The organism is Paenibacillus sp. FSL R5-0473, assembly GCF_038004565.1.
Taxonomy (GTDB): Bacteria; Bacillota; Bacilli; order Paenibacillales; family Paenibacillaceae; genus Paenibacillus; species Paenibacillus amylolyticus.
On record NZ_JBBORL010000001.1, the window covers coordinates 3,374,198 to 3,395,380 of the forward strand.

Annotated in this window: 22 protein-coding genes; all 22 read right to left on the reverse strand. The window is 44.9% G+C overall.

What is annotated here, in order from left to right; genetic code table 11:
- Window positions 1-59: 59 nt before the first annotated feature.
- On the reverse strand, window positions 60-1,199 hold the full coding sequence (locus MKY28_RS14615; protein WP_338708476.1) for a 1-deoxy-D-xylulose-5-phosphate reductoisomerase: 1,140 nt from the start codon (window positions 1,197-1,199) through the stop codon (window positions 60-62).
- 70 nt (window positions 1,200-1,269) lie between these two features.
- Entirely contained in the window at window positions 1,270-2,064 is a 795-nt protein-coding gene (locus tag MKY28_RS14620) for a phosphatidate cytidylyltransferase (protein WP_340936280.1), read from the reverse strand.
- A gap of 16 nt (window positions 2,065-2,080) precedes the next feature.
- Complete coding sequence (locus MKY28_RS14625) at window positions 2,081-2,848, reverse strand: isoprenyl transferase (RefSeq protein ID WP_017689151.1); 768 nt, start codon at window positions 2,846-2,848, stop codon at window positions 2,081-2,083.
- Window positions 2,849-2,937: 89 nt separating this feature from the next.
- Entirely contained in the window at window positions 2,938-3,492 is a 555-nt protein-coding gene (frr, locus tag MKY28_RS14630) for a ribosome recycling factor (protein WP_100529402.1), read from the reverse strand.
- A complete protein-coding gene (gene pyrH, locus MKY28_RS14635; RefSeq protein ID WP_211081635.1) occupies window positions 3,492-4,220 on the reverse strand; it encodes a UMP kinase in 729 nt (242 codons plus the stop codon). The genes frr and pyrH overlap by 1 nt, the downstream gene beginning before the upstream one ends.
- Window positions 4,221-4,452: 232 nt before the next feature.
- Window positions 4,453-5,103: a translation elongation factor Ts gene (gene tsf, locus MKY28_RS14640; RefSeq protein WP_036609326.1), complete on the reverse strand. Its 651-nt coding sequence runs from the start codon at window positions 5,101-5,103 to the stop codon at window positions 4,453-4,455.
- A gap of 115 nt (window positions 5,104-5,218) precedes the next feature.
- Window positions 5,219-5,917, reverse strand: a complete 699-nt coding sequence (gene rpsB / locus MKY28_RS14645) for a 30S ribosomal protein S2 (protein WP_017689155.1) — start codon at window positions 5,915-5,917, stop codon at window positions 5,219-5,221.
- Between the two features lie 296 nt (window positions 5,918-6,213).
- Window positions 6,214-6,840 carry an endolytic transglycosylase MltG gene (locus tag MKY28_RS14650; protein ID WP_036670382.1) on the reverse strand — a complete coding sequence of 209 codons (627 nt, stop codon included), beginning with the start codon at window positions 6,838-6,840 and terminating at the stop codon, window positions 6,214-6,216.
- 3 nt (window positions 6,841-6,843) lie between these two features.
- Window positions 6,844-7,428, reverse strand: a complete 585-nt coding sequence (locus MKY28_RS14655; protein WP_036670381.1) for a hypothetical protein — start codon at window positions 7,426-7,428, stop codon at window positions 6,844-6,846.
- A gap of 65 nt (window positions 7,429-7,493) precedes the next feature.
- Complete coding sequence (locus tag MKY28_RS14660) at window positions 7,494-7,814, reverse strand: hypothetical protein (RefSeq protein WP_036670379.1); 321 nt, start codon at window positions 7,812-7,814, stop codon at window positions 7,494-7,496.
- A gap of 52 nt (window positions 7,815-7,866) precedes the next feature.
- Window positions 7,867-9,276, reverse strand: a complete 1,410-nt coding sequence (locus MKY28_RS14665; RefSeq protein WP_036609334.1) for a DUF342 domain-containing protein — start codon at window positions 9,274-9,276, stop codon at window positions 7,867-7,869.
- Between the two features lie 62 nt (window positions 9,277-9,338).
- Window positions 9,339-10,127 carry a FliA/WhiG family RNA polymerase sigma factor gene (locus MKY28_RS14670; RefSeq protein WP_017689160.1) on the reverse strand — a complete coding sequence of 263 codons (789 nt, stop codon included), beginning with the start codon at window positions 10,125-10,127 and terminating at the stop codon, window positions 9,339-9,341.
- Between the two features lie 15 nt (window positions 10,128-10,142).
- Window positions 10,143-10,586, reverse strand: coding sequence for a hypothetical protein (locus MKY28_RS14675; RefSeq protein ID WP_253507499.1), 444 nt, complete (start codon window positions 10,584-10,586; stop codon window positions 10,143-10,145).
- A gap of 4 nt (window positions 10,587-10,590) precedes the next feature.
- Window positions 10,591-11,088, reverse strand: coding sequence for a chemotaxis protein CheD (locus MKY28_RS14680; RefSeq protein WP_091031874.1), 498 nt, complete (start codon window positions 11,086-11,088; stop codon window positions 10,591-10,593).
- Window positions 11,081-11,701: a chemotaxis protein CheC gene (locus tag MKY28_RS14685; protein WP_100529443.1), complete on the reverse strand. Its 621-nt coding sequence runs from the start codon at window positions 11,699-11,701 to the stop codon at window positions 11,081-11,083. Before MKY28_RS14685 ends, MKY28_RS14680 begins: the two co-directional genes overlap by 8 nt.
- Before the next feature lie 10 nt (window positions 11,702-11,711).
- Window positions 11,712-12,173 (reverse strand): chemotaxis protein CheW, encoded by a 462-nt coding sequence (locus MKY28_RS14690; RefSeq protein ID WP_036609340.1) that lies wholly within the window; start codon window positions 12,171-12,173, stop codon window positions 11,712-11,714.
- A 41-nt stretch (window positions 12,174-12,214) separates the two neighbouring features.
- Window positions 12,215-14,287: a chemotaxis protein CheA gene (locus MKY28_RS14695; RefSeq protein WP_036609342.1), complete on the reverse strand. Its 2,073-nt coding sequence runs from the start codon at window positions 14,285-14,287 to the stop codon at window positions 12,215-12,217.
- A gap of 32 nt (window positions 14,288-14,319) precedes the next feature.
- Window positions 14,320-15,762: a chemotaxis-specific protein-glutamate methyltransferase CheB gene (gene cheB / locus MKY28_RS14700; RefSeq protein WP_047842490.1), complete on the reverse strand. Its 1,443-nt coding sequence runs from the start codon at window positions 15,760-15,762 to the stop codon at window positions 14,320-14,322.
- A gap of 32 nt (window positions 15,763-15,794) precedes the next feature.
- The gene (locus tag MKY28_RS14705; RefSeq protein WP_340020009.1) at window positions 15,795-16,682 is read right to left on the reverse strand and encodes a MinD/ParA family protein; all 888 of its coding nucleotides are present in this window, start codon (window positions 16,680-16,682) and stop codon (window positions 15,795-15,797) included.
- Entirely contained in the window at window positions 16,679-18,031 is a 1,353-nt protein-coding gene (flhF, locus tag MKY28_RS14710) for a flagellar biosynthesis protein FlhF (RefSeq protein ID WP_076326818.1), read from the reverse strand. The genes MKY28_RS14705 and flhF overlap by 4 nt, the downstream gene beginning before the upstream one ends.
- The gene (gene flhA / locus MKY28_RS14715) at window positions 18,028-20,061 is read right to left on the reverse strand and encodes a flagellar biosynthesis protein FlhA (protein ID WP_036609349.1); all 2,034 of its coding nucleotides are present in this window, start codon (window positions 20,059-20,061) and stop codon (window positions 18,028-18,030) included. The genes flhF and flhA overlap by 4 nt, the downstream gene beginning before the upstream one ends.
- Window positions 20,062-20,086: 25 nt before the next feature.
- Window positions 20,087-21,169: a flagellar biosynthesis protein FlhB gene (flhB, locus tag MKY28_RS14720; protein WP_179086416.1), complete on the reverse strand. Its 1,083-nt coding sequence runs from the start codon at window positions 21,167-21,169 to the stop codon at window positions 20,087-20,089.
- Window positions 21,170-21,183: the final 14 nt, after the last annotated feature.

Below are 21,183 nucleotides of genomic sequence, written 5' to 3' on the forward strand. Positions count from 1 at the left end.
ATTATTCTCTGATGCCGCACAAGAGAATCACTTCTTCCAATTTGTAATGAAAAAAGAGATTACAGACTGGCCGCAAGCTTACGGCTCTCCTGATCACAACGTGCGATCTCCTGCAGATCAGGCTCGTCCACATTGTGGTGTGCTTCCAGCACAGAAGCAATAATATCTTCTATTTTAAGGAATGAAATCTCTTTACGCAAGAAACGGGCTACAGCAACCTCGTTGGCTGCATTAAACGCCGTTGTTGCGGTTCCTCCCATTTTACCACACTCATACGCCATTCTTAAACACGGGAACCGTTCCATATCCATATCACGGAAATGTAATTTCCCAGCTTGAGCGAGAGACAGACGCTGTGCCGGTGATGGCAAGCGGTCAGGGTAAGTCAGTGCATATTGAATTGGAACTCGCATATCCGGATTCCCCAGTTGTGCGATGATGCTGGTGTCATCAAATTCCACATAAGAATGAATAACACTCTCTGGGTGAAGCAATACATTAATCTGATCATATCGAAGACCAAATAACCAATGTGCTTCAATGACCTCAAGACCCTTGTTAACCATCGTTGCCGAGTCTATCGTGATTTTGGAGCCCATTGACCAATTCGGATGTTTAAGCGCATCCTCTATAGTCACGTTCTTCAACTGTTCACGGGTAAGATCACGGAATGATCCACCTGAAGCGGTGAGCGTGATGCCTGTCAGGCGTTCTCTGTTTTCACCATTTAAACATTGGAATATCGCAGAGTGCTCACTATCAACGGGCAGTAAAGAGACTCCTTTGGCAGCCGCTCTTGTCGTAACGATATGCCCCGCTGTAACCAATGTCTCCTTATTGGCCAGTCCGATCTGTTTGCCTGCATCTATGGCAGCAAGCGTTGACTCCAATCCAACACTGCCCACCACCGCTGTAACAACCGTATGCGCATCGGTTCCTGCCGCAACTTCTACGAGTCCTTCGTTGCCATAAAATAGTTGCGTTCCTGCTGGCAAATGTGGAGCTATCTTCTCCGCCAGTTCTTTGGACCCCACTGATACTTTCTTCGGCCGGTAACGTTTGGCTTGTTCGATCAGCAGGTCTGTATTGCCTCCGGCAGCCAGTCCCTCCACTTGAAAGAGTTCTGGATGCATGTCAACTACATCCAGTGTCTGGGTTCCAATGGAACCGGTTGACCCAAGAATCGCAATTTTTTTCATGCTGCACCTCATCTTTAATTATCCAATGCCTACGGCGAACAATGCTGTTATCTCAGACTCATGTTCTTCTTTAGTAGGGCAGTAGCATTAGTATATGTACGAATGGAAAAACAACAATCCAGCTGTCGCACCGATCAAGAATGCCTCCATGCCCTGGGAGAAGACTGCCTGAATCCTTGATATTATATACACGTTTGTATGCAGACTGGATCAAGTCACCCATCTGACCTACAACTGCACAGGCAATTCCGATCACAATCGCTCTCTGCCAGGTAAGCAAACCATCTGATACTAATGCAAAAATAACAGAAGTAACAATTGCAATTACGATGCCACCCAGTGCACCCTCTATAGTCTTGTTTGGACTGATGGAAGGCCACAGTTTGTTTTTACCAATGAGTTTCCCTACAAAATAAGCTCCTGCATCACTGGCCCATATGGAGCCCAGCAACAGGAACGTCCAGAACAACCCATGATGCAGATGTCTGGATTCTGCAATGTAATAGAAACCGATCCCTATATACAACACGCCGAGGAAAAGCATGGCCACTGTATTCACGGGAACCTTATTTTTGGTGACAACCGAAGCTGTCATCAGTACAAGCATTACTATCCAGATGACCTGAAATAAGGATAGCGGTCTTGCCTCCCAAAGCATTTCCCAAGGAAACACAATGGCAAAAACACCAGCATATCCAATCAGGGCTACACCTGAAAAAGGCATCACCCCGGTCATTTTAACAAATTCATAATAACCGATGAGAGCCATAAGCAATACCAAACCATGGTACCAGGGTCCGCCCAGCATGCAAAAACCTAAAAACAACACACCTGCTATGATTCCTGTCGTTAGTCGCTGTTTCAACGGCTTCATCCTCCATCTATTTCAAACCGCCGTAACGCCTTGTTCTGCGCTGATATTCGGCTACTGCTTCAAGCAAATGCTTTTTGCCAAATTCGGGCCAGTATATATCCGTAAACCATAATTCACTATATGCAAGCTGCCAAAGCATAAAGTTGCTTAATCTCAACTCTCCGCTCGTCCGGATCAGCAGATCCGGATCAGGCATGTCAACCGTCAGCATATGTCTATCAATGAGTTCAGGTGTTATGTCCTCTGCCGATAGTTCCCCCGATTTCACCTGCAGAGCGATCTGTTTAACACAGTCCGTCATTTCACGACGACTTCCATAGTTCATTGCAAAGTTCAAAACGAGACCTGTATTATGTTCCGTAAGACGAATGGCTTCCCGCAAGGCATTAATGGTATGAGAAGGTAAATGTTCCTCTTGACCCATCATGCGAATGCGCACATTTTTTTCTATAAGTTCATCCAGCTCTATAGCTAGAAATTCTTGCGGAAGTCGCATCAGAAAATCCACTTCTTCTTTTGGACGCGTCCAGTTTTCTGTCGAAAAAGCGTACATCGTCAGATATTTGATGCCCAGTTCATCCGCCGCGATGGTCGCACGTTTGACCGCCTTCATGCCATTTTGGTGCCCGGCTATACGCGGGAGTCCCAAACGTTTGGCCCATCGTCCATTGCCGTCCATGATGATGGCGACGTGCTGCGGGATATTGTCCTCGGATATAGTCAGCGTTTCCTGCTTGTCAGCCCCATTCCACCACGACCGAACCCGTTTGATCATTCCTGTTCCTCCAAAATCCCTGAAGTTTCTTTATCTGAAGCTTGGAAAAAGAGACAAAACCCCACCGTATTGGAGGGGCTGCGCTTGTCTTACACTTCCATGATTTCTTTTTCTTTGGCAGCGAGTACCTTATCGACTTCAGCAATAAACTTGTCGGTCGATTTTTGGATATCATCTTGATGTCTCCGGGATTCATCCTCGGAAATATCTGACTTTTCCATTTTCTTAATGTCATCATTCGCATCACGGCGAATGTTACGAATCGCTACTTTACCTTCTTCACCGAACTTCTTCGTCAGCTTAACAAGTTCCGCTCTACGTTCTTCCGTCAATGCCGGAATAGACAAACGGATCATGCTGCCATCATTGGCTGGAGTAAGACCCAGATCCGATTTCATGATGGCACGCTCGATGTCACCCATGGAGGATTTGTCCCAAGGCTGAATCATCAGTGTACGGGAATCCGGAGTACTGATATTAGCGAGTTGATTCAATGGCGTCATTGCTCCATAATACTCTACCTGAATTCGGTCCAGAAGAGCTGGAGTTGCGCGGCCTGCACGCAAACTAGCCAGGTCACGACGCAATGCTTGAATTGCTTTTTCCATACGCTCTTCGGCATGTTGTTTAACCGCTTGTGGCATTAATCTACACTCCCTTTAACGATTGTTCCGATACGTTCGCCCAGAACAACACGTTTGATGTTACCTTGTTCCGTAATGGCAAATACGATCAACGGGATGTTGTTGTCCTTACAAAGCGAGGATGCCGTCGAATCCATTACACCAAGGTCTTTGTTAAGAATATCCATGTAAGTCAACTGATCAAATTTCACAGCCGTACTGTCCTTAAACGGATCTGCTGAGTATACACCATCAACTTTATTTTTGGCCATCAAGATAACTTCTGCTTCAATCTCCGCTGCGCGCAGTGCTGCTGTTGTATCCGTGGAAAAGAACGGGTTACCTGTACCTGCTGCAAAAATAACGACCCGGCCTTTCTCCAGATGGCGAATAGCTCTACGACGAATATAAGGCTCTGCAATCTGTTGCATTGCAATAGATGTCTGTACACGCGTAGGCACTTCAATCTGTTCCAAAGCATCCTGCAGTGCCAGCGAGTTCATTACTGTCGCCAGCATACCCATATAATCGGCAGTTGCACGATCGATGCCGTTTTCACTACCGGCAATTCCACGCCAGATGTTTCCGCCGCCACATACAATAGCAACCTGTACACCAAGTGCAACAACCTCTTTTACCTGTTGGGCAATCGACGAGATCGTAGCTGCATCAATACCGTAGCCGTTTTGACCGGAAAGAGACTCTCCGCTGACCTTTAAGACAACACGTTTAAATACTGGCTGTTCCAATTATTCACCCTCCACTTTGAATCGAACACGCTTGGTGTTCAACCAACAAAACTTCTCGCGCATGGCCTCCTGCTTAAAAAGAAAGGAACACAGTTGTGTTCCGCTCTTTTAGGAAAAACGTTTAACCGGTAAGGCACTGTTTTCCTGAGATATAAGGGAGTTTACGCTTCGAAGTTTCATCATTCTTATATCTTCGAAAATCAATTCTGCTCGCCGGTTTATAAAAACCGTCTTATTTGTTTACTTGGGACATAACTTCTTCTACGAAGTTGTCTACTTTTTTCTCAAGACCTTCACCCAGTTCGTAACGAACGAAACGACGGATGGAGATGTTTTCACCAATTTGGCTGATTTTTTCGTTCAGCAATTGAGAGATCGTTTTGTCTGGATCTTTAACGAAAGTTTGTTCCAGCAGGCAGTACTCTTCGTAGTATTTACCGATACGGCCTTCAACCATTTTTTCAATGATTTTTTCTGGTTTGCCTTCGTTAAGAGCTTGAGCTTTCAGGATTTCTTTTTCTTTTTCCAGCTCATCTGCAGGAACTTCTTCACGTGTAACGAATTTAGGATTAGCTGCAGCGATTTGCATAGCTACATCTTTAACGAAATCCTTAAATTGATCCGTTTTACCAACGAAGTCAGTTTCACAGTTAACTTCAACCAAGACACCAATGCGTCCACCAGCGTGGATGTAAGATTCTACAACGCCTTCAGTTGCTGCACGGCCTGCTTTGCTTGCTGCTGCAGAAAGACCTTTCTCACGCAACAATTCAGCCGCTTTTGTTACATCACCGTTTGCTTCTTCCAGTGCTTTTTTGCAATCGAGCATACCAGCGCCCGTTCTTTCGCGAAGTTCTTTTACTGCACTCGCATTAACTGCCATTATAAATTCCCTCCAACATTAAGTATTGTACGTTCACTCTAAAAAAAGGGCAGTGAGAGGTTATCCACCTGCCAACCACCCTTTTAATTTAGTTTATAACATATGTTCGAATCTATTAAGCGGAAGTTTCTTCGCCTTGGTTAGCTTCGATTACAGCATCAGCCATTTTACCTGTCAGCAATTTAACAGCGCGGATCGCGTCGTCATTACCTGGGATAACATAATCGATCTCATCCGGATCGCAGTTAGTATCAACGATACCAACAATTGGGATACCCAATTTGCGAGCTTCCGCAACAGCGATACGCTCTTTGCGTGGATCGATGATGAACAGGGCGCTTGGCAGGCCTTTCATATTTTTAATACCGCCCAAGAATTTCTCCAGACGATCTTTTTCTTTGCGAAGCAAGATTACTTCTTTTTTAGGCAATACAGCGAATGTACCGTCTTCTTCCCAAGCTTCCAACTGTTTCAAACGATCAATACGTTTTTGAATAGTTTGGAAGTTAGTCAGGGTACCGCCGAGCCAGCGTTGGTTAATGTAGAATTGACCAGCACGTTCAGCTTCTTCTTTAACAGAATCTTGAGCTTGTTTCTTAGTGCCCACGAAAAGAATTTTACCATTCTCTCCTGCGATTCCTTTAACGAAATTGTAAGCCTCTTCGACTTTTTTCACCGTTTTTTGCAAATCGATGATGTAAATTCCGTTTCTTTCAGTGAAGATATAACGATCCATTTTTGGGTTCCAACGACGAGTTTGGTGACCGAAGTGTACCCCAGCTTCGAGAAGCTGCTTCATGGAGATTACTGCCATCTTCACACACCTCCTAATATGGTTTTTATTGTGTCCTCCGCCGGCATCATTTTTCGCCAAGACTCTCCATAAGGAAAGCACCCTCAACAAAATTAGCACATGCGTGTGTTTTAACACCGTTATCTAATATAGCATAACTGACTGTCCGATGCAACAGTCTTTGAAGCTAAAATCTACTTTTCGTTTTTTTGCTAGTATCGAATCCTTTAAACTTGATATGTAACTCAGGCGCTAATTATTATCAAGCTTTGAAAATGTACCGTTTAATACGCAAAAACCGTCCTGTCCGAGCATGCTCAGTTTGACGGTTCTTTCGTGATTTTTGCGATAATGGATTTGAAACTTTCGCCTTTTTCAAGCGCATAGGTACCCACCTGGATTTTGGTATTGATTCGCTCAGCCTTGCCAGCCTTTATGAATGCTTGAGCATCATCTACGATTCCCGCAGTTTTTAGGTTTGCTGCAACGATCGCCAGACTGTTGCCTGAACGTACTTTAAATGATACTGTTGCGCCTTTCGGATTGCTTGGCGTTACAGGTTCTGTTGTCTTCGGCTCAGTTATCTCTTTCTGCCCTTCACCTTCACTTGCAGCAGGCTCTTGTGGCTTCTCAGGCTCGGTAGGTGTTTCCGTAGAGGTTGCTGTCTCTGGCGGTGTTGCTGTACTCCCCTGCAACTCACTGCTCTCCTGCTTTTTCTTTGCCACCCACTCTGCTTCTGTGTATAGTTCCTCTTCAGAACCGACCAACTTCATATCCAAGGTTTTCGCGGCCGTTTCAAGCTGTTCTTTGGTCATATTGGCAGTCTGCTCGGGGTCCAGATTACTATCCGACAATGCATTTTGTCCAACTGTGGCCAGTTGAAGCAAAACCGCACCAATAATCATGCCGCTCCCCAGACCAATCCATAAGGATCGCTTGTCCATGACTTAGCTTTCCTCCCGTTCTGCCAGTTGCAGTATTAACTGTACCTCACCTCGCTGAATGCCTGTCTGCTTGGATATGGCATCCATCGACTTACCTTCAGCATGTAGATTAAAGAGTTCTGCATATCGATCTTTAATCGATTCACGCCCAGGCAAAGATTCGACTTCACTAGTCTGTTGGTCTGCTTCTAACGCCTGCTGGGCCGCCTCTGCTTGTACACTTTTCACGAGCGCTTGTGCTTGCAAACCTTCGGAAGATTGTACGGATACATTACCGGAGTGTGGAACAGGTGATGCGACAGCTTCATTCTTTTTGCTCTGTTCCAGCTGATCCAACCGCTGCTGTAATTCCTGAAGTTGCAATTGCATACGTTGATCGGCTGCTGTCGCTTCTCCCTTCATTTCAGCCACACGTTGAATAAGAGCATCATTATCATTTTCGATCTCGGTCATGTAGTGCTCAAGCGTAGATTCCATCTCCTGCACCAGTTGATGCCCAGGCTCTTGCACCTTGTTTTTCCGTGGCATAATACAAGCGTAGGCGATGGCGCAGGCCCCTAATATGACAATAATGATCCATGGTGACAAATTGGGTTCTCTCCTTCTGATTCAACCATCGGTGCGCAAGACTGCATGTCCATAACAACCATTTATTATAAAGACAGATCTATGTGTTTTCCCTTGTAAGGGTGCTCTGCAGGTTTCACAGTTTCTTGAGCTTGAGACTGAACCGTCTCCTGTCCATCGGAACCACTCTGCTGATCTCCATCATGGTTATGCCCATCACGCACCGAAGTCTGTGAAGTTTCGTCCATTGCTTCACTTCGTTGCCTTGCTTCATTTGCTTCTTTCGACGTTTGCTCTGCCAAAAGATTCTGATCCGTAATCGGTCGCTGCTGGGCTTCACTTTGATAACGTCCCGCTTCACTTGTTCGTGGTACCGCAATCTGCAACTCCACTGCTTTGAAACTCATACGCTCACCTCACGGTTTCGAATGGATTTCTTCCTGTGCCTGAATGCTGTACTTAAACGTATGGAACCATCGTAATATCACCATCGTGATAATAAAATGAAATTCGACTCACTGGATCTTTAATAAATTTCGTGTATCTGCCGATAACTATTTTAGAGCCTCCATAAATCATCTTCAGAATATCAACACGAGCATTACTTGTATCTTCAAGTGCCTTTTCAATTTCAAAGATACGCATTTTCGTTTCTTCACTTATACGAAGAGCAGATTTCTGCGTAGCATTCAGCTTGATTCGCATCGACATCTTATCTGGAGTTAGTTGTCCAGCGGCAGCTAATTGATCCAGCAATGTCAAAGCTTTCTTCGTTTTGTCCAAGGAATCCATCTGCTCTCTGACTTCCTTGCGCAAATCATTGAGTTCGTTACGCAGCTTTGGTAGCACACCAACTTCAATGGAAGTGACCGTGGACATGCTGTTGCCCACAACACGCGCTGAGACGTTCTGGCCAGCCTGGATCGAGCCACCAACAATAAGACCCTTGGTTCCCGCACAGATGACACCGTGGCCAGCACGAATATTAGAATGCATAATACTTTGGGAAACCAGAACATCTTCACCGGCATCTACGTTGCCTTCTTGAATGAAAGTACATTTAACATTATGGCCTGCTTGTACCAGTCCTTTGTTATAACCAATAATACCACCGGTAATTTCGATTGAGCCGCCTGCTTCCAGTTCAGCTCCTTCGACACCTCCGACGACACGAATGTCACCTGCTGCTTTTACTTTAAATCCGGTAAGTACATTGCCTCGTATGACAACTGTGCCTACAAAGTCGATATTACCGTTATTGTAGTCAACGTCACCATTGACTTCATAAACCGGAAACACATTCAGTTTGTTACCGTCCGTTTTGGTAACCAGCCCATCTAGTGCAGCATACATCGCAGAACCATCCGGGTTAATCACAACGTTTTTCCCAACTTTAAACCGAGCTTCTTTTCCCGGACGATAAGGAATTTCCTCACCCGTTACTGCCCTGCCTGGTATGCCATCGCTAGGAGCGATCCGCTCTGCAATGATCTGACCACTACGGACATTGTTTAACCGGGTCACTTCTTTGTAATCGACAGTTCCATCTTCCGATTCCAGTGGTCGTCGTTCATTCGAATCGTCCATTCCAACCAGAACCTTAATGAAGCCATCTGTTCCTTGAATGGGAGCGACACCTTCTGCGATCTTGTATTTATCTTTCAAATAGGTTTCAGGGTTGTTCACAAAAAGTAATAATGCCTCTCGCGATACACCTTGTTTGATGCCCTTGTTTGCCACAAATTGTTCAAGTTCATCGATCGTGCAGGCAAAGCCTTCTTCCTCTTTGGAAAATTCAAGGTAGGCTGTGCATTTGTCGTCCGATAAAACAATGTTTAAACATTGTTCCAAAGCAGTCCGCTGTATCACCGCAATTCTTCCCCCTTTTAGACTTTCCACTCCCCAAACTCCAATGATATTACTTCTCTCTATTAATCTTTACGCATCAACAAATCTTTCTGTTTGTCCAACGTGCCGCGTAATCGTAATATTGCCTTGGAATGTAACTGGGATATACGAGACGGAGAAAGAGACATAACCTCAGCAATTTCACTAAGAGAAAGATCTTCGTAATACAAGAGTGAAACAACCGTTCTCTCTTTTACCGTCAACTTGTCAAGCCCTTGCACCAAAGCTTCCTTCAAATAAAACTCATTCACTTTATAATCCGGATTTTTGGCTTTCTCATCCACCATCAAAGACAGACGAGTCTCAGACTCTTCCTCACGAATTGGGTCCTCCAACGAGCAAAGTGACATGACTGCCACTTCCTGAAGCATATGTTGAAAATCTTTAGTGGATACGTCCAAGTACTCGCTCATTTCCTCATCACTAACAGACCTGAGATAACTTTGTTCCAGCTGTTGGTAGGCGTCTTCAATTCGCTTGGCCTTCTCACGCACAGAACGCGGAACCCAATCACCTTGACGCAGACCGTCAAGAATGGCTCCGCGGACCCTCCATGATGCATAAGTTTCAAATTGCAGACCACGTTCATAGTCGAACTTCTCCAATGCATCAATTAACCCCATAACGCCATTGCTCTCCAAGTCATCCTTGGGAACATTTTTGGGTAAACCAACAGCCAGTCGACCGGATACATAATTTACAATATGAAGATACTTTTCAATCAACGTTTTCTTGGCTTCAAGATCTCCATGTTCTTTCCACTTTTCCCACAGATCAGAATGGTTCAAATGTGAAGCTTTACGCTCGTTCAATTACTTTCACCCTCCTTATTTGTCTGTCAGGTGACGAACGGCCTGCGCCAATTCCTCCGGATCCTTGGTCCGGACAAGTTTAGGCGGATCCAAAGGGGCGAATCCCGTTGGAGCTTTCGTCTCAGATGGCGGAAGATCGTCCCCAGATGAAGCGTTCTGTCCACTCTTGAGCAAATCATTCAGCTCTTGTCCATCGTCTTCGATTTTAATGTCCACCTGTGAACCTCTTTGATCTTGAGCACTTGATGAATCATAACCATACCCATTTCCCTCGATCTGAGGGTTCAGCAGCAATCCCAATCCCCAGCGTAAACCATATGCAAGGACAAACCAGGCTACGAATCCGATCAATCCGCGAATTAAACTGGTCATCAGCACATTGCTGCTGTATGCTACAAAAAAAGTAAGAATAAACCCAACGATGCCTGCTCCAAGATTAATGCGGTAGTTTCCTATCATAGTCTTATAGTTCCTTTACACCCATTTGTACGCTTCGAATAGTCAAAAGTCCAGTTTCACAATCCATCTCAATCGTTCGTCCATAATTCCCACCCGTATCTTCTGCTAGAAGAGGGATATTGAGTTTTTGAAGCCACTCTCGACAAGAATCTGCATTCCTTGGTCCAATACGCATTGTATCTCCAGCGCCAGCAAAGGCAAACATCTGAGAGCCTCCGGCCATTTTAGACACAATACGTGAGCGAGAAGCGCCTAGTTTAATCATCTTTTCCAAAAGCTCAGGCAACGCCGTGTCCGCATATTTCGCAGTGTTCAGTTTCCCTTCACGGGCGATCTCTGAAGTAGGAAGCATGACATGCGCCATTCCAGCCAGCTTCAAATGTGGGTCATACATTGTTAATCCCACACACGAACCCAAGCCAGTCGTACGGATTACACCAGGAAGATGAGCGATGTTTAAATCCGCCATACCGACTTTAACGACGCTTTTGTCCTCAATCATAGCTCAGTGGCACCCCTAGCGATTCAAATATCTTTGCAAAGGATGGTGGATCCGGAATGAGGAAAAACTGACCCTCAACTTGATCTTCACCTTCAAAGAAAGATGTGTCAATCAACAATGCAGCGTCACCCATCTCGCCAAATTGCAGCAAGCCATAACTTAGAATGGCACCTGCCATGTCGATGGCAAGTCCAGGAACAGTTGGATACATAGACAACTTCGTGAAATCTGCCAGAGAAGAAAGATAGGATCCAGCCAAAATATTTCCAATCTCGGAAAGCGCTGATTGTTCCATATCTGTAAAATCAAGTCCTTCTTTCAGATCAAACCCGGCAAGTCTATTTAACAACATTTTAGCAGCCTCTGGTGTCATCATAAAGAAAAGATTTCCCGGTGCCTCGCCTTCTACACGAAGAAACACGGTAACCACGATGCGTTCATCTCCGCCCACTTTTTCGGCAACTTCTTCAAAAGGGAGCATTTGTACTGTAGGTACACCCATGTCAATCGGTCTGTTGAGGAGTTGAGACAACGCCGTTGCGGCGTTGCCTGCTCCAATGTTACCGACCTCTTTGAGCACATCCATCTGGAATACCTCAAATCGGTTGAACATCTCCACGGTACTAGCCCTCAACACTTTCCAGCTGTACAATCTCGCTTTTATTTAATACTTCGTTTAGGTTGAGCATGATCAACAAGCGTGAATCTTCCAATTTAGCAACACCTCGCAGGTATCTCGCTTTGACGCCGCCAACCACTTCTGGTGGGCTATCGATCGCACTGCTCTTGATATCAATAACATCATTGGCAGAATCTACGATAAAGCCAACTTGCATGTCGTCTACACCTACGATAACAATACGAGTCTGATCCGTGTATTCCGTTTCCGGAAGGGAGAAACGACCGCGTAGATCAATGACCGGAATTACAACACCGCGTAGATTAATAACTCCTTTTACAAAGGAAAGTGTCTTGGGAACACGGGTAATTGGCATCATGCGCTCAATCGTCTGAACCTTGTCTACCTCAATACCATACTCTTCGGAACCCAATTTAAAGACGATGACTTTCAACTCTTCTTCCATGTAAAAAACCTCCCTATTAAATGTAAGACTTAGCTCTATGCTTATTTAATAAATGCATTAGGATCAAGAATCAGGGCTACTTGCCCATCTCCGAGAATGGTTGCTCCAGAGATTCCTTCAATAGCAGGAAGATAGGTTCCCATTGATTTGAGAACAATCTCACTTTGTCCAATAAATTCTTCAACAGCTACGGCTGCAAGACGGTCGCCTTTGCGAATCACGACAATTTCTGTTTCCTGCTCATCAGCATCATTGAAATCCGGTACAGAGAATACTTCGCTCAAAGACAAGTACGGAATCAGTGACTCACGGAATGTGATCATTTTATTGCCGTGAATATTACGAACTTGCTCACGTTGTACAATGGCCGTCTCTACAATGGAGGACAACGGAACAGCATATTTCTCAGAACCAAGTCGTACAAGCATTGCAGCAATAATGGATAGTGTCAACGGAAGCTGAACAGAGAAGTTCGTGCCTTTGCCTGGAGTTGAATGAATCGTTACATTACCCCCAAGCGAAGTGATCTTCGATTTTACTACATCCAAGCCAACGCCCCGGCCAGAGATATCCGAGATAATATCAGCAGTACTAAAACCAGGTGCGAACAACAGCTGATTCACTTCATCATCACTCATTTTGGCACCTTGTTCTTCGGTTACAACACCACGTTTGATCGCGGTTTTCAAAAGCTTGTCGCGATAGATCCCTTTACCATCATCTTCAATTTCGATAAATACGTGATTTCCACTGTGGAAGGCACGCAGGTTTACTGTACCCATCTCTGGTTTACCTGCAGCTACACGCTCTGCAATGGATTCCACACCATGGTCAACCGCGTTACGCAGTAAATGCACAAGCGGATCACCAATCTCATCAATTACCGTACGATCCAGTTCCGTCTCAGCACCTGTAATCACCAGATCGATTTTTTTATCAAGTGTCTTAGCCAGATCACGGATCATGCGCGGGAATCGATTAAATACGGTATCTACCGGAACCATTCGCAATTTCAGTACAATATTTTGCAAATCTGTGCTAACTCGACTTAAATGAGCTACTGTATCGGATAAATCATTGTTGCCTGTTTCACTGGCCAGTTGCTCCAGACGTGAACGGTCAATCAACAATTCACTGAACAGGTTCATCAATACGTCGAGACGTTCAATATCCACACGAATGGTACGTGAAGGTGCAGCAGCTTGCTTCGGTGCAGCTGTTTTAGCTGGTGCCGTTGTGGTTTCTTCTTTGGGTACAGAATTCTTATCCGGCGAAGCAACCTCAGCTACAGCTGTTGGTGCGGGTGGCGCTTCAACTGTAGCTGCTACCTGATTGGCCATCTGCTGAAGAGTCTCCTGATCCAGTTGAATGAGCTTTGCACTTTCAATTTCAGAGATACTCATGATGCCTTCTTCCAGTTCGTGCGCTTCTTTAGTTGTTATGTAATACAACGAGAAACTGCGCTCAAACTTCTCCTGCTCGATATCCTGAACGGATGGGTAAGCCTTAACGACTTCACCTGAACGTTCCAGCATATCAAAGACCATATAAGCCCGTACACCTTTTAACTGGCTATGCTCGCTAACAAGCACATCCACGTAGAACACACGATGACCTTCGGCGATCGACTGATCCAGCACTGAATATTGGAATTCATCCAGCTCCACAGCCGAAGAGATTGAAGCGTTAGCCGGCTTGTTTGTTTCTGTAGCAGGTCCATTTCCGTTTGTCATTTCACCATTTTCAATGGCTTGAAGTGAAGCTACGATCGACGATACATCTGCTTTACCTTGTCCACCTTCGGTAATATCCTGAACCATAGTTTCCAAAGCGTCCAGACTCTTGAACATGGTATCAAAAATGTAATCCTGCATTTTCAACTTCTCATTACGAACCAGATCCAACACATTTTCCATTTTATGTGTCAGTGATGCCAAATCTTCAAAGCCCATAGTTGCTGCCATACCCTTCAAGGTATGAGCAGAGCGGAATATAACCTGAACTATGCCCAGGTCTTCCGGATTGCCTTCAAGTTGAAGCATGTTTTCGTTAAGCGATTGCAGATGATCATTAGACTCATCAATAAACATGGATAAATATTGGTTCATGTCCATTGTGAGGCACCTCCTCCGTGAGTTACACTCCGTTATTTCACTGCTTGAACAAGTTTAGAAGCAATCTCCTGCAATGGCAGAAGATGACGAACGCATTGCAGCTCTACAGCAGAACGCGGCATACCATATACAACACATGTTTCTTCATTCTCGGCAAAGGTTGATGTAACTCCGGCTTCGTATAATCTCTTCATCATACGTGCTCCATCACTTCCCATTCCCGTTAGCAAAACAAGATGCCTTTGTAAAGATGTAAACGGCAGAAGTGACTCAAACATCGTATCCACTGAAGGTCTATGGCCATTCACTGGTTGATCTTCAGTCAACTTCACGATAAACTTCCCGTCTGCTGTTTTGTTAACTTTCACATGGAATCCGCCGGGTGCTATATAGGCGGTTCCTTTTTTCAGAACCATGCCCTCTTCAGCTTCAACCACATGCAGTGGACTGAATGTATTCAATCGTTGAGCCAGAGAACGTGTGAAATTGGGCGGCATATGCTGCACAATAATGACCGGTGCAGGCAAATCAGCAGGCAACTGCTCGAGCAATGTCTTGAGAGCCCTCGGTCCACCCGTAGAACAACCTATTGCCACAAGTTTGTTGAATGGTCCTTCCAGCCCTCCTCCACCTTTGGGAACAGGATTAGGCTTGATTACATCCTTGGCTTTTGCAGAGGCAGAAGTTGCCGCTATTTGATCAGCTGCCACTCTAGCTGCATTAGGTAGTCGAACTTCCTTTGGAGTCTGTACTGGATTAGCTGACCTCACTGCTTTTTCTGCCTTCGTCCCCAAATTACGCTCAGCCTTTGGCAAAGGCTCCGGTTTATTCTCTACGCGACCTGGTTTTGAAGGTGACAATGGTTCAATTGGTTTCTTGGCTTTGGCCTGAAAGGCTTCAGTGCGCTCTCGAAGAGAGCGTTGAATCGTCTCGACAGGTTCGATCGTTTTTTTCACAGGCTCCGCTCGATCCCTAGCCGGCAGTTCTTTCTGTACTGGCTGAGTTGGGGGAGCAACTGCTCCTCGCAACATGTCTCTATTTTTCATGGATAACTCACGATCAGCTTTTCTTTTGATCTCATTCATCGCAGCACGCATGCGCTCAACCAAGGCTTTACCAACTTGAGCAATATCCTGGTCATGTGAAATAGATGGTTTGCGAATGAAGTCAAATGCCCCGGCTTCAAGCGCCATAATGGTTTCTTTCATACCTTGTTCATTGATACCAGAGAGCATAATCACAGGAACGAAAGATTCCTTCATAATTGATTTTAATGCATCCAACCCATTCATTTCGGGCATCTCAACGTCCATTGTAATAATATCGGGTTTCAATTCTAGTGATTTTTGAATCGCTTCTCTACCGTTTGATGCCGTTGCCGTAACCTTGAATTCCGGATCCGCTTGGATCAAATCCGTAACAATCTTACGCATAAAAGCGGAATCATCGACAACCAATACTTGATACGCCGCCATGTTGTGTCACCCCTGTTTCCTTTATTCAGAAATCATGTTGTTCGTTTAAGCCACTTATTCATAAATCCCCTGATTCCTGTCAAGGTTCCGGATCCCGGAGTTGCAGGTACAGCCAGATAACGAAGAGCAAGTTTCTCTATATCTTTAGAGGCTTTGGCATTCGGATAAGCCAGACTATAGGGCATTTGCCTTTTAACCGCCTTGACTACCTGGGCGTCTTCTGAAATATACCCAAGCAGCGGAATATCCGTCTGCAAAAACCGCCTCGCCACTCCAGCTATTTTTTCTGCCACCCGTTCCGCTTCTCGTTCGTCTTCCACCCGGTTAACGATCATCCGAAAGGGTGTAGCATTTTCCTGGCCGTGCATAACTTTGACTAAAGCATAAGCATCGGTTATTGAAGTCGGTTCAGGTGTAGTTATAATCAGGCATTCATCAGCAGCACCGATGAACTTCATATTCTCTCTGGAGAGTCCTGCCCCAGTGTCAAAGATGACATAATCCATTTCCTGGGCAATATCCTCGACTTGACTGGCGAAAAACTCCAGATCACGATCAGACAATGAGAACAACTCTTTCATGCCCGATCCTCCAGCAATGTAAGGCAAGCCACTGGCACCCAGTTGTATGATTTCCCTTATGGATTTTTGTCGGTACAACAGGTGGTAAAGATTATAGGAAGAAGACGTACCCATAAGAACATCAATATTAGCCATTCCAATATCGGCATCAAATACAAGTACCTTTTGCCCCAAAGCCTGCAATGCCAAGGCAAAGTTCAGTGTGAAATTGGATTTGCCAACACCTCCCTTACCACTGGCCACAGTAATGATTTTCGAGGATCGAATATCTCGCTCAATGCCTTCCATTTCCATTGGCGCGGAGACCATACTTCGAAGTGTAGCTGCCTGATCCTTCATTGTGACCATTCTCCCAGCAACTGTTTGGACAACGAATCTGCATCTGGTTTCAACAAATCATCCGGAACATTTTGTCCATTTGCCACATATGCGAGCTTGAGTGGAAAACGGTGTAACAAGTTAAATAGCGGACCGCAGCTCCCAGTCTCATCCATTTTGGTGAAAATCACCTTATCCAGTCCATATTTACTGAAATGTTCCGTGATCTGCACCATATCAGCACTTTTGGAAGTCATACTCATGACCAGAAAGGTTTCGCTATTCTCTACAGGAGCAAGCAAACTTTGCAGTTCTGAAACAAGTAATTCATTTCTGTAGTTTCTACCCGCTGTATCCATAAAGATCAAATCACAATTCTCTAATCGAGAAATGGCACGTTGTGTATCACCAGGCGATTGCACCACCTCAAGTGGAACATTCAGTATAGATGCATACGTTCTAAGCTGTTCTACCGCCGAGATCCGATACGTATCTGATGTAATGAATCCAACTTTACGCTGTTTTTTGAACATTTGTTCAGCAGCCAATTTTGCAATTGTCGTAGTTTTCCCTACACCGGTTGGTCCAGCTACATAGACGATTCGCGTGGTAGGAAGAATGCCTTCTTCAATACGTTGCTCCAAAAAGTGCATAACCTCAAGCTTCACTATTTGCTCTACATCTTGTTCTTTTAATCCATTCTCAGACCATTTTGCTTGAATTGAATCAAACCAGGATTCCCATACTTCAGGCCAAACATCTTGTTCTGTCAAACGTTCTCGGATCGTATGCAGTTCCTCTGGCACAGGGTCCGCAGAAGTACCTTGCTTTGAAAGCCTGGTCACCATCTGTTTAAGATCCTGCAATTCAGTCATTAACTTATCCTGCTGCAGGTCTGAACCTGTTGGCTTCGGAGCAGTTGTTGAACCCGAAAAATCCGCCCCTTGCGGTCGCGGTTTATGATCCGTGCTCGAAGAACCTGAGCCGCTGTCTATGTTTGAACCGATATTACGCGATTCAAACACAGACGGTGCAGCCGCAGATTGGTCCTGTACACTTTGATCAGCTGTATTCGTTGTCACCGACTCATCAGAAGCCGCAACAAACGAACGAGCTGTTTGCCGATAAGCCTCAGGTACAAATGCACGAGGTACAGGCGTGAATTGATTTTGTACTGGCTTTGTTGTTTGCTTGTTTTCTTCCTTATCCACTGCAGCTACAACTTCGATCCGTTTTTTGCGAAACATTCCCATTACACCGCCCACCTTAATCTCTTTGGTGGACAGAATAACGGCATCACTTCCCAGGTCTTTGCGAATTTGAAGCATAGCTTCGGGCATGGTCTCAACAACGTATTGTTTTACTCTCATAAGTTCACCACCCCGATACTTTGAATTTCAACATTCGGCTCCAACTCGCTGTAGGATAGCACAGGAATGTCCTGCATAGTACGTTCAATAACCTGACGCAGATACATCCGAATGGTTGGAGAAGTTAATACAACAGGTTGTTGACCTGATTGAATCAAACGGTTCACTTGTTCACTGAGCTTCTGATATACACTTTGTGTAGATACAGGGTCTAGCGCAAGATAACTGCCTTGATCCGATTGTTGCACACTTTCAGCAATTTTCTTCTCAAGACCAGGTCCAACCGTGATCACTCGAAGTGTCTCACCTTTCTGTGAGAACTGCTGAGTAATCTGACGTGAGAGGGATTGTCTGACGTATTCAGTCAGCACATCAGGATCTTTCGTATACGTACCATAGTCAGCCAGTGTCTCGAAGATGGTAACCATATCTCGAATAGATATTTTCTCACGCAATAACTTGGCAAGCACTTTCTGTACATCACCAATGGAAAGTAGAGAAGGGATCAGTTCATCCACAAGGGCAGAATAGTTCTCTCTGAGATTATCCACAAGTGCTTTTGTTTCTTGTCTTCCAAGTAACTCATGCGCATGTTTCTTAATCAGTTCCGTCAGATGTGTAGCCACAACGGAAGGCGGATCAACGACCGTATATCCTGCAAGTTCGGCTCTGTCTTTGGTTACTTCATCAATCCATAGTGCCGGAAGTCCAAAAGCAGGTTCCGTCGTTTCAATACCTGTCACAGACTCCTCATCATAGCCAGGACTCATGGCAAGGTAATGATTCAACAACAGTTCTCCGCCACCTACCACATTACCCTTGATTTTGATAACATACTCATTGGGTCTGAGCTGGATATTATCTCGAATCCGTATAACCGGAACGACCAACCCCAGTTCAAGAGCACACTGCCTCCGAATCATAATGATCCGATCCAATAAGTCCCCACCCTGCTGATTATCAGCAAGCGGGATTAAACCATAACCAAATTCAAACTCAATAGGGTCCACCTGAAGCAGGTTAATTACACTTTCAGGACTTCTAACCTCTTCAATCTGCTGTTCTTCTTCCAACTGTTCTTCCGCTACTTGTTTCAAATTCAGATTATTCTGCATACGCCACGCGGCATATGCCAACACACCTGCCAACGGAAGCGTAGTAATAACATGAATTGGTGTGAAGAAACCGAGCATGGCAATAACGAAAGCTACGATATAAATTAGTATTGGATATGTAAACAGTTGCCCCGTAATATCATCTGCCAGGTTTCCTTCTGATGACGCTCTGGTGACGATAAGTCCTGCTGCTGTGGAAATAAGCAGAGCCGGGATTTGGCTTACCAATCCATCTCCGATAGTCAGTACAGAGTACGTTGCCATCGCATCTGCGAAAGCCATCCCATGCACAGTCATACCGATAATAAATCCACCAATGAGATTGATCAGGAGGATGATAATACTTGCAATTGCGTCACCTTTTACGAATTTACTTGCTCCATCCATCGCTCCATAGAAATCGGCTTCACGTTCAATTTTGGAACGACGCTCACGAGCTTGTTGCTCGTTGATCAGACCCGCATTCAGATCCGCATCAATACTCATTTGTTTACCAGGCATCGCATCAAGGGTGAATCGGGCAGCAACTTCAGCTACGCGCTCAGACCCCTTTGTAATAACGATAAACTGAACGACAACGAGGATCAAAAACACGATAAATCCAATTGCAATTTGCCCTCCAGCAATCCAGCTACCAAAGGTAGCAACTACAGCTCCAGCATCCCCTTCACCAAGAATTAGCTTGGTAGTCGAAATGTTCAGAGCCAGTCGGAATAGTGTAGTGATCAACAGCAAAGCTGGAAAAATAGAAAACTGTAACGCTTCTTTGCTGTTCATTGCAACAAGGAGTATCATCAGTGCAATTGAAATATTGACGACCAGCAACAAGTCCAACAGCCAGGTTGGGATCGGAAGAATCATCATCAACACAATGCCAATGATACCCGCAAGGACAGCTATATCTTTAATCTTCAATGAATGTACGGCCTCCGATCCCCTTTTATTTCGTTCTGCCCTTTAGTTTATATACATAAGCCAGCACTTCAGCTACCGCTTGAAACAAATCGGCCGGTATAGCGTCACCAATCTCGGCTCTCTGGAACAATGCCCGTGCCAGCGGCTTGTTTTCCATCGTAATAACACCGTTTTCTTTGGCTATTTCCTTAATACGCAAGGCGACATAATCCTGACCTTTGGCAATAATCTGTGGTGCCTCCATCTCGGAACCTTCATACTTTAGCGCAACCGCAAAGTGGGTCGGGTTCGTGATGATCACATCCGCATTTGGCACTTCCTGCATCATGCGCTGCATAGCCATACGACGCTGGCGTTCCCGGATTTTACCTTTGATCAGCGGATCACCTTCCATTTTCTTGTACTCGTCTTTGATGTCTTGCTTGGACATACGAATCTTCTTCTCATGGTCATACTTTTGATACATGTAATCAAATATCGCAAGTATCATTAATGCCACTGCAATCTTGATACCAAGACTTAAAGTAATCGACGCAGCGAAATGTAAAATAGCATCCAATGAAAAATGAGAAAGTGAAGCAATATCTGACTGGTAGCCTTTAATTGTACTGTAAACGAGATAACCGATAAGCGACATTTTCAAAATGGATTTAGCAAATTCCACTAATGAGCGGAGAGAGAATATATTTTTGAAACCTTTAATCGGGTCCAGTTTCTCAAGTTTTGGCTTCAAACCTTCCCCTACAAGAAGAAAACCAACTTGCATGTAGTTAACGATCAAAGCAACCAGGAACGCACCCAGCAAAACGGGAGCGATCAATAACAAAACTTCAATGCCATAGCGCATCATAAGCGCCATCACATTCTCTCCGGTGATATCCATACTCAATCGATTGATGAAGATATCTGTAAACAGACGAACTATACGTTCTTTATAGAAATTGCTGAATACCATCATGATCAAAAACACGATTAGGAGAATGGATGCGCCAGATAGTTCAGCGCTTTTTACAACCTGTCCTTTTTTTCGTGTATCCTGTCTCTTTTTCGGGGTAGCTTTCTCCGTCTTCTCCCCTGAAAACAACTGGAGGTCGAGTTGAAGTTTCATCCGTGTCTTTTCCT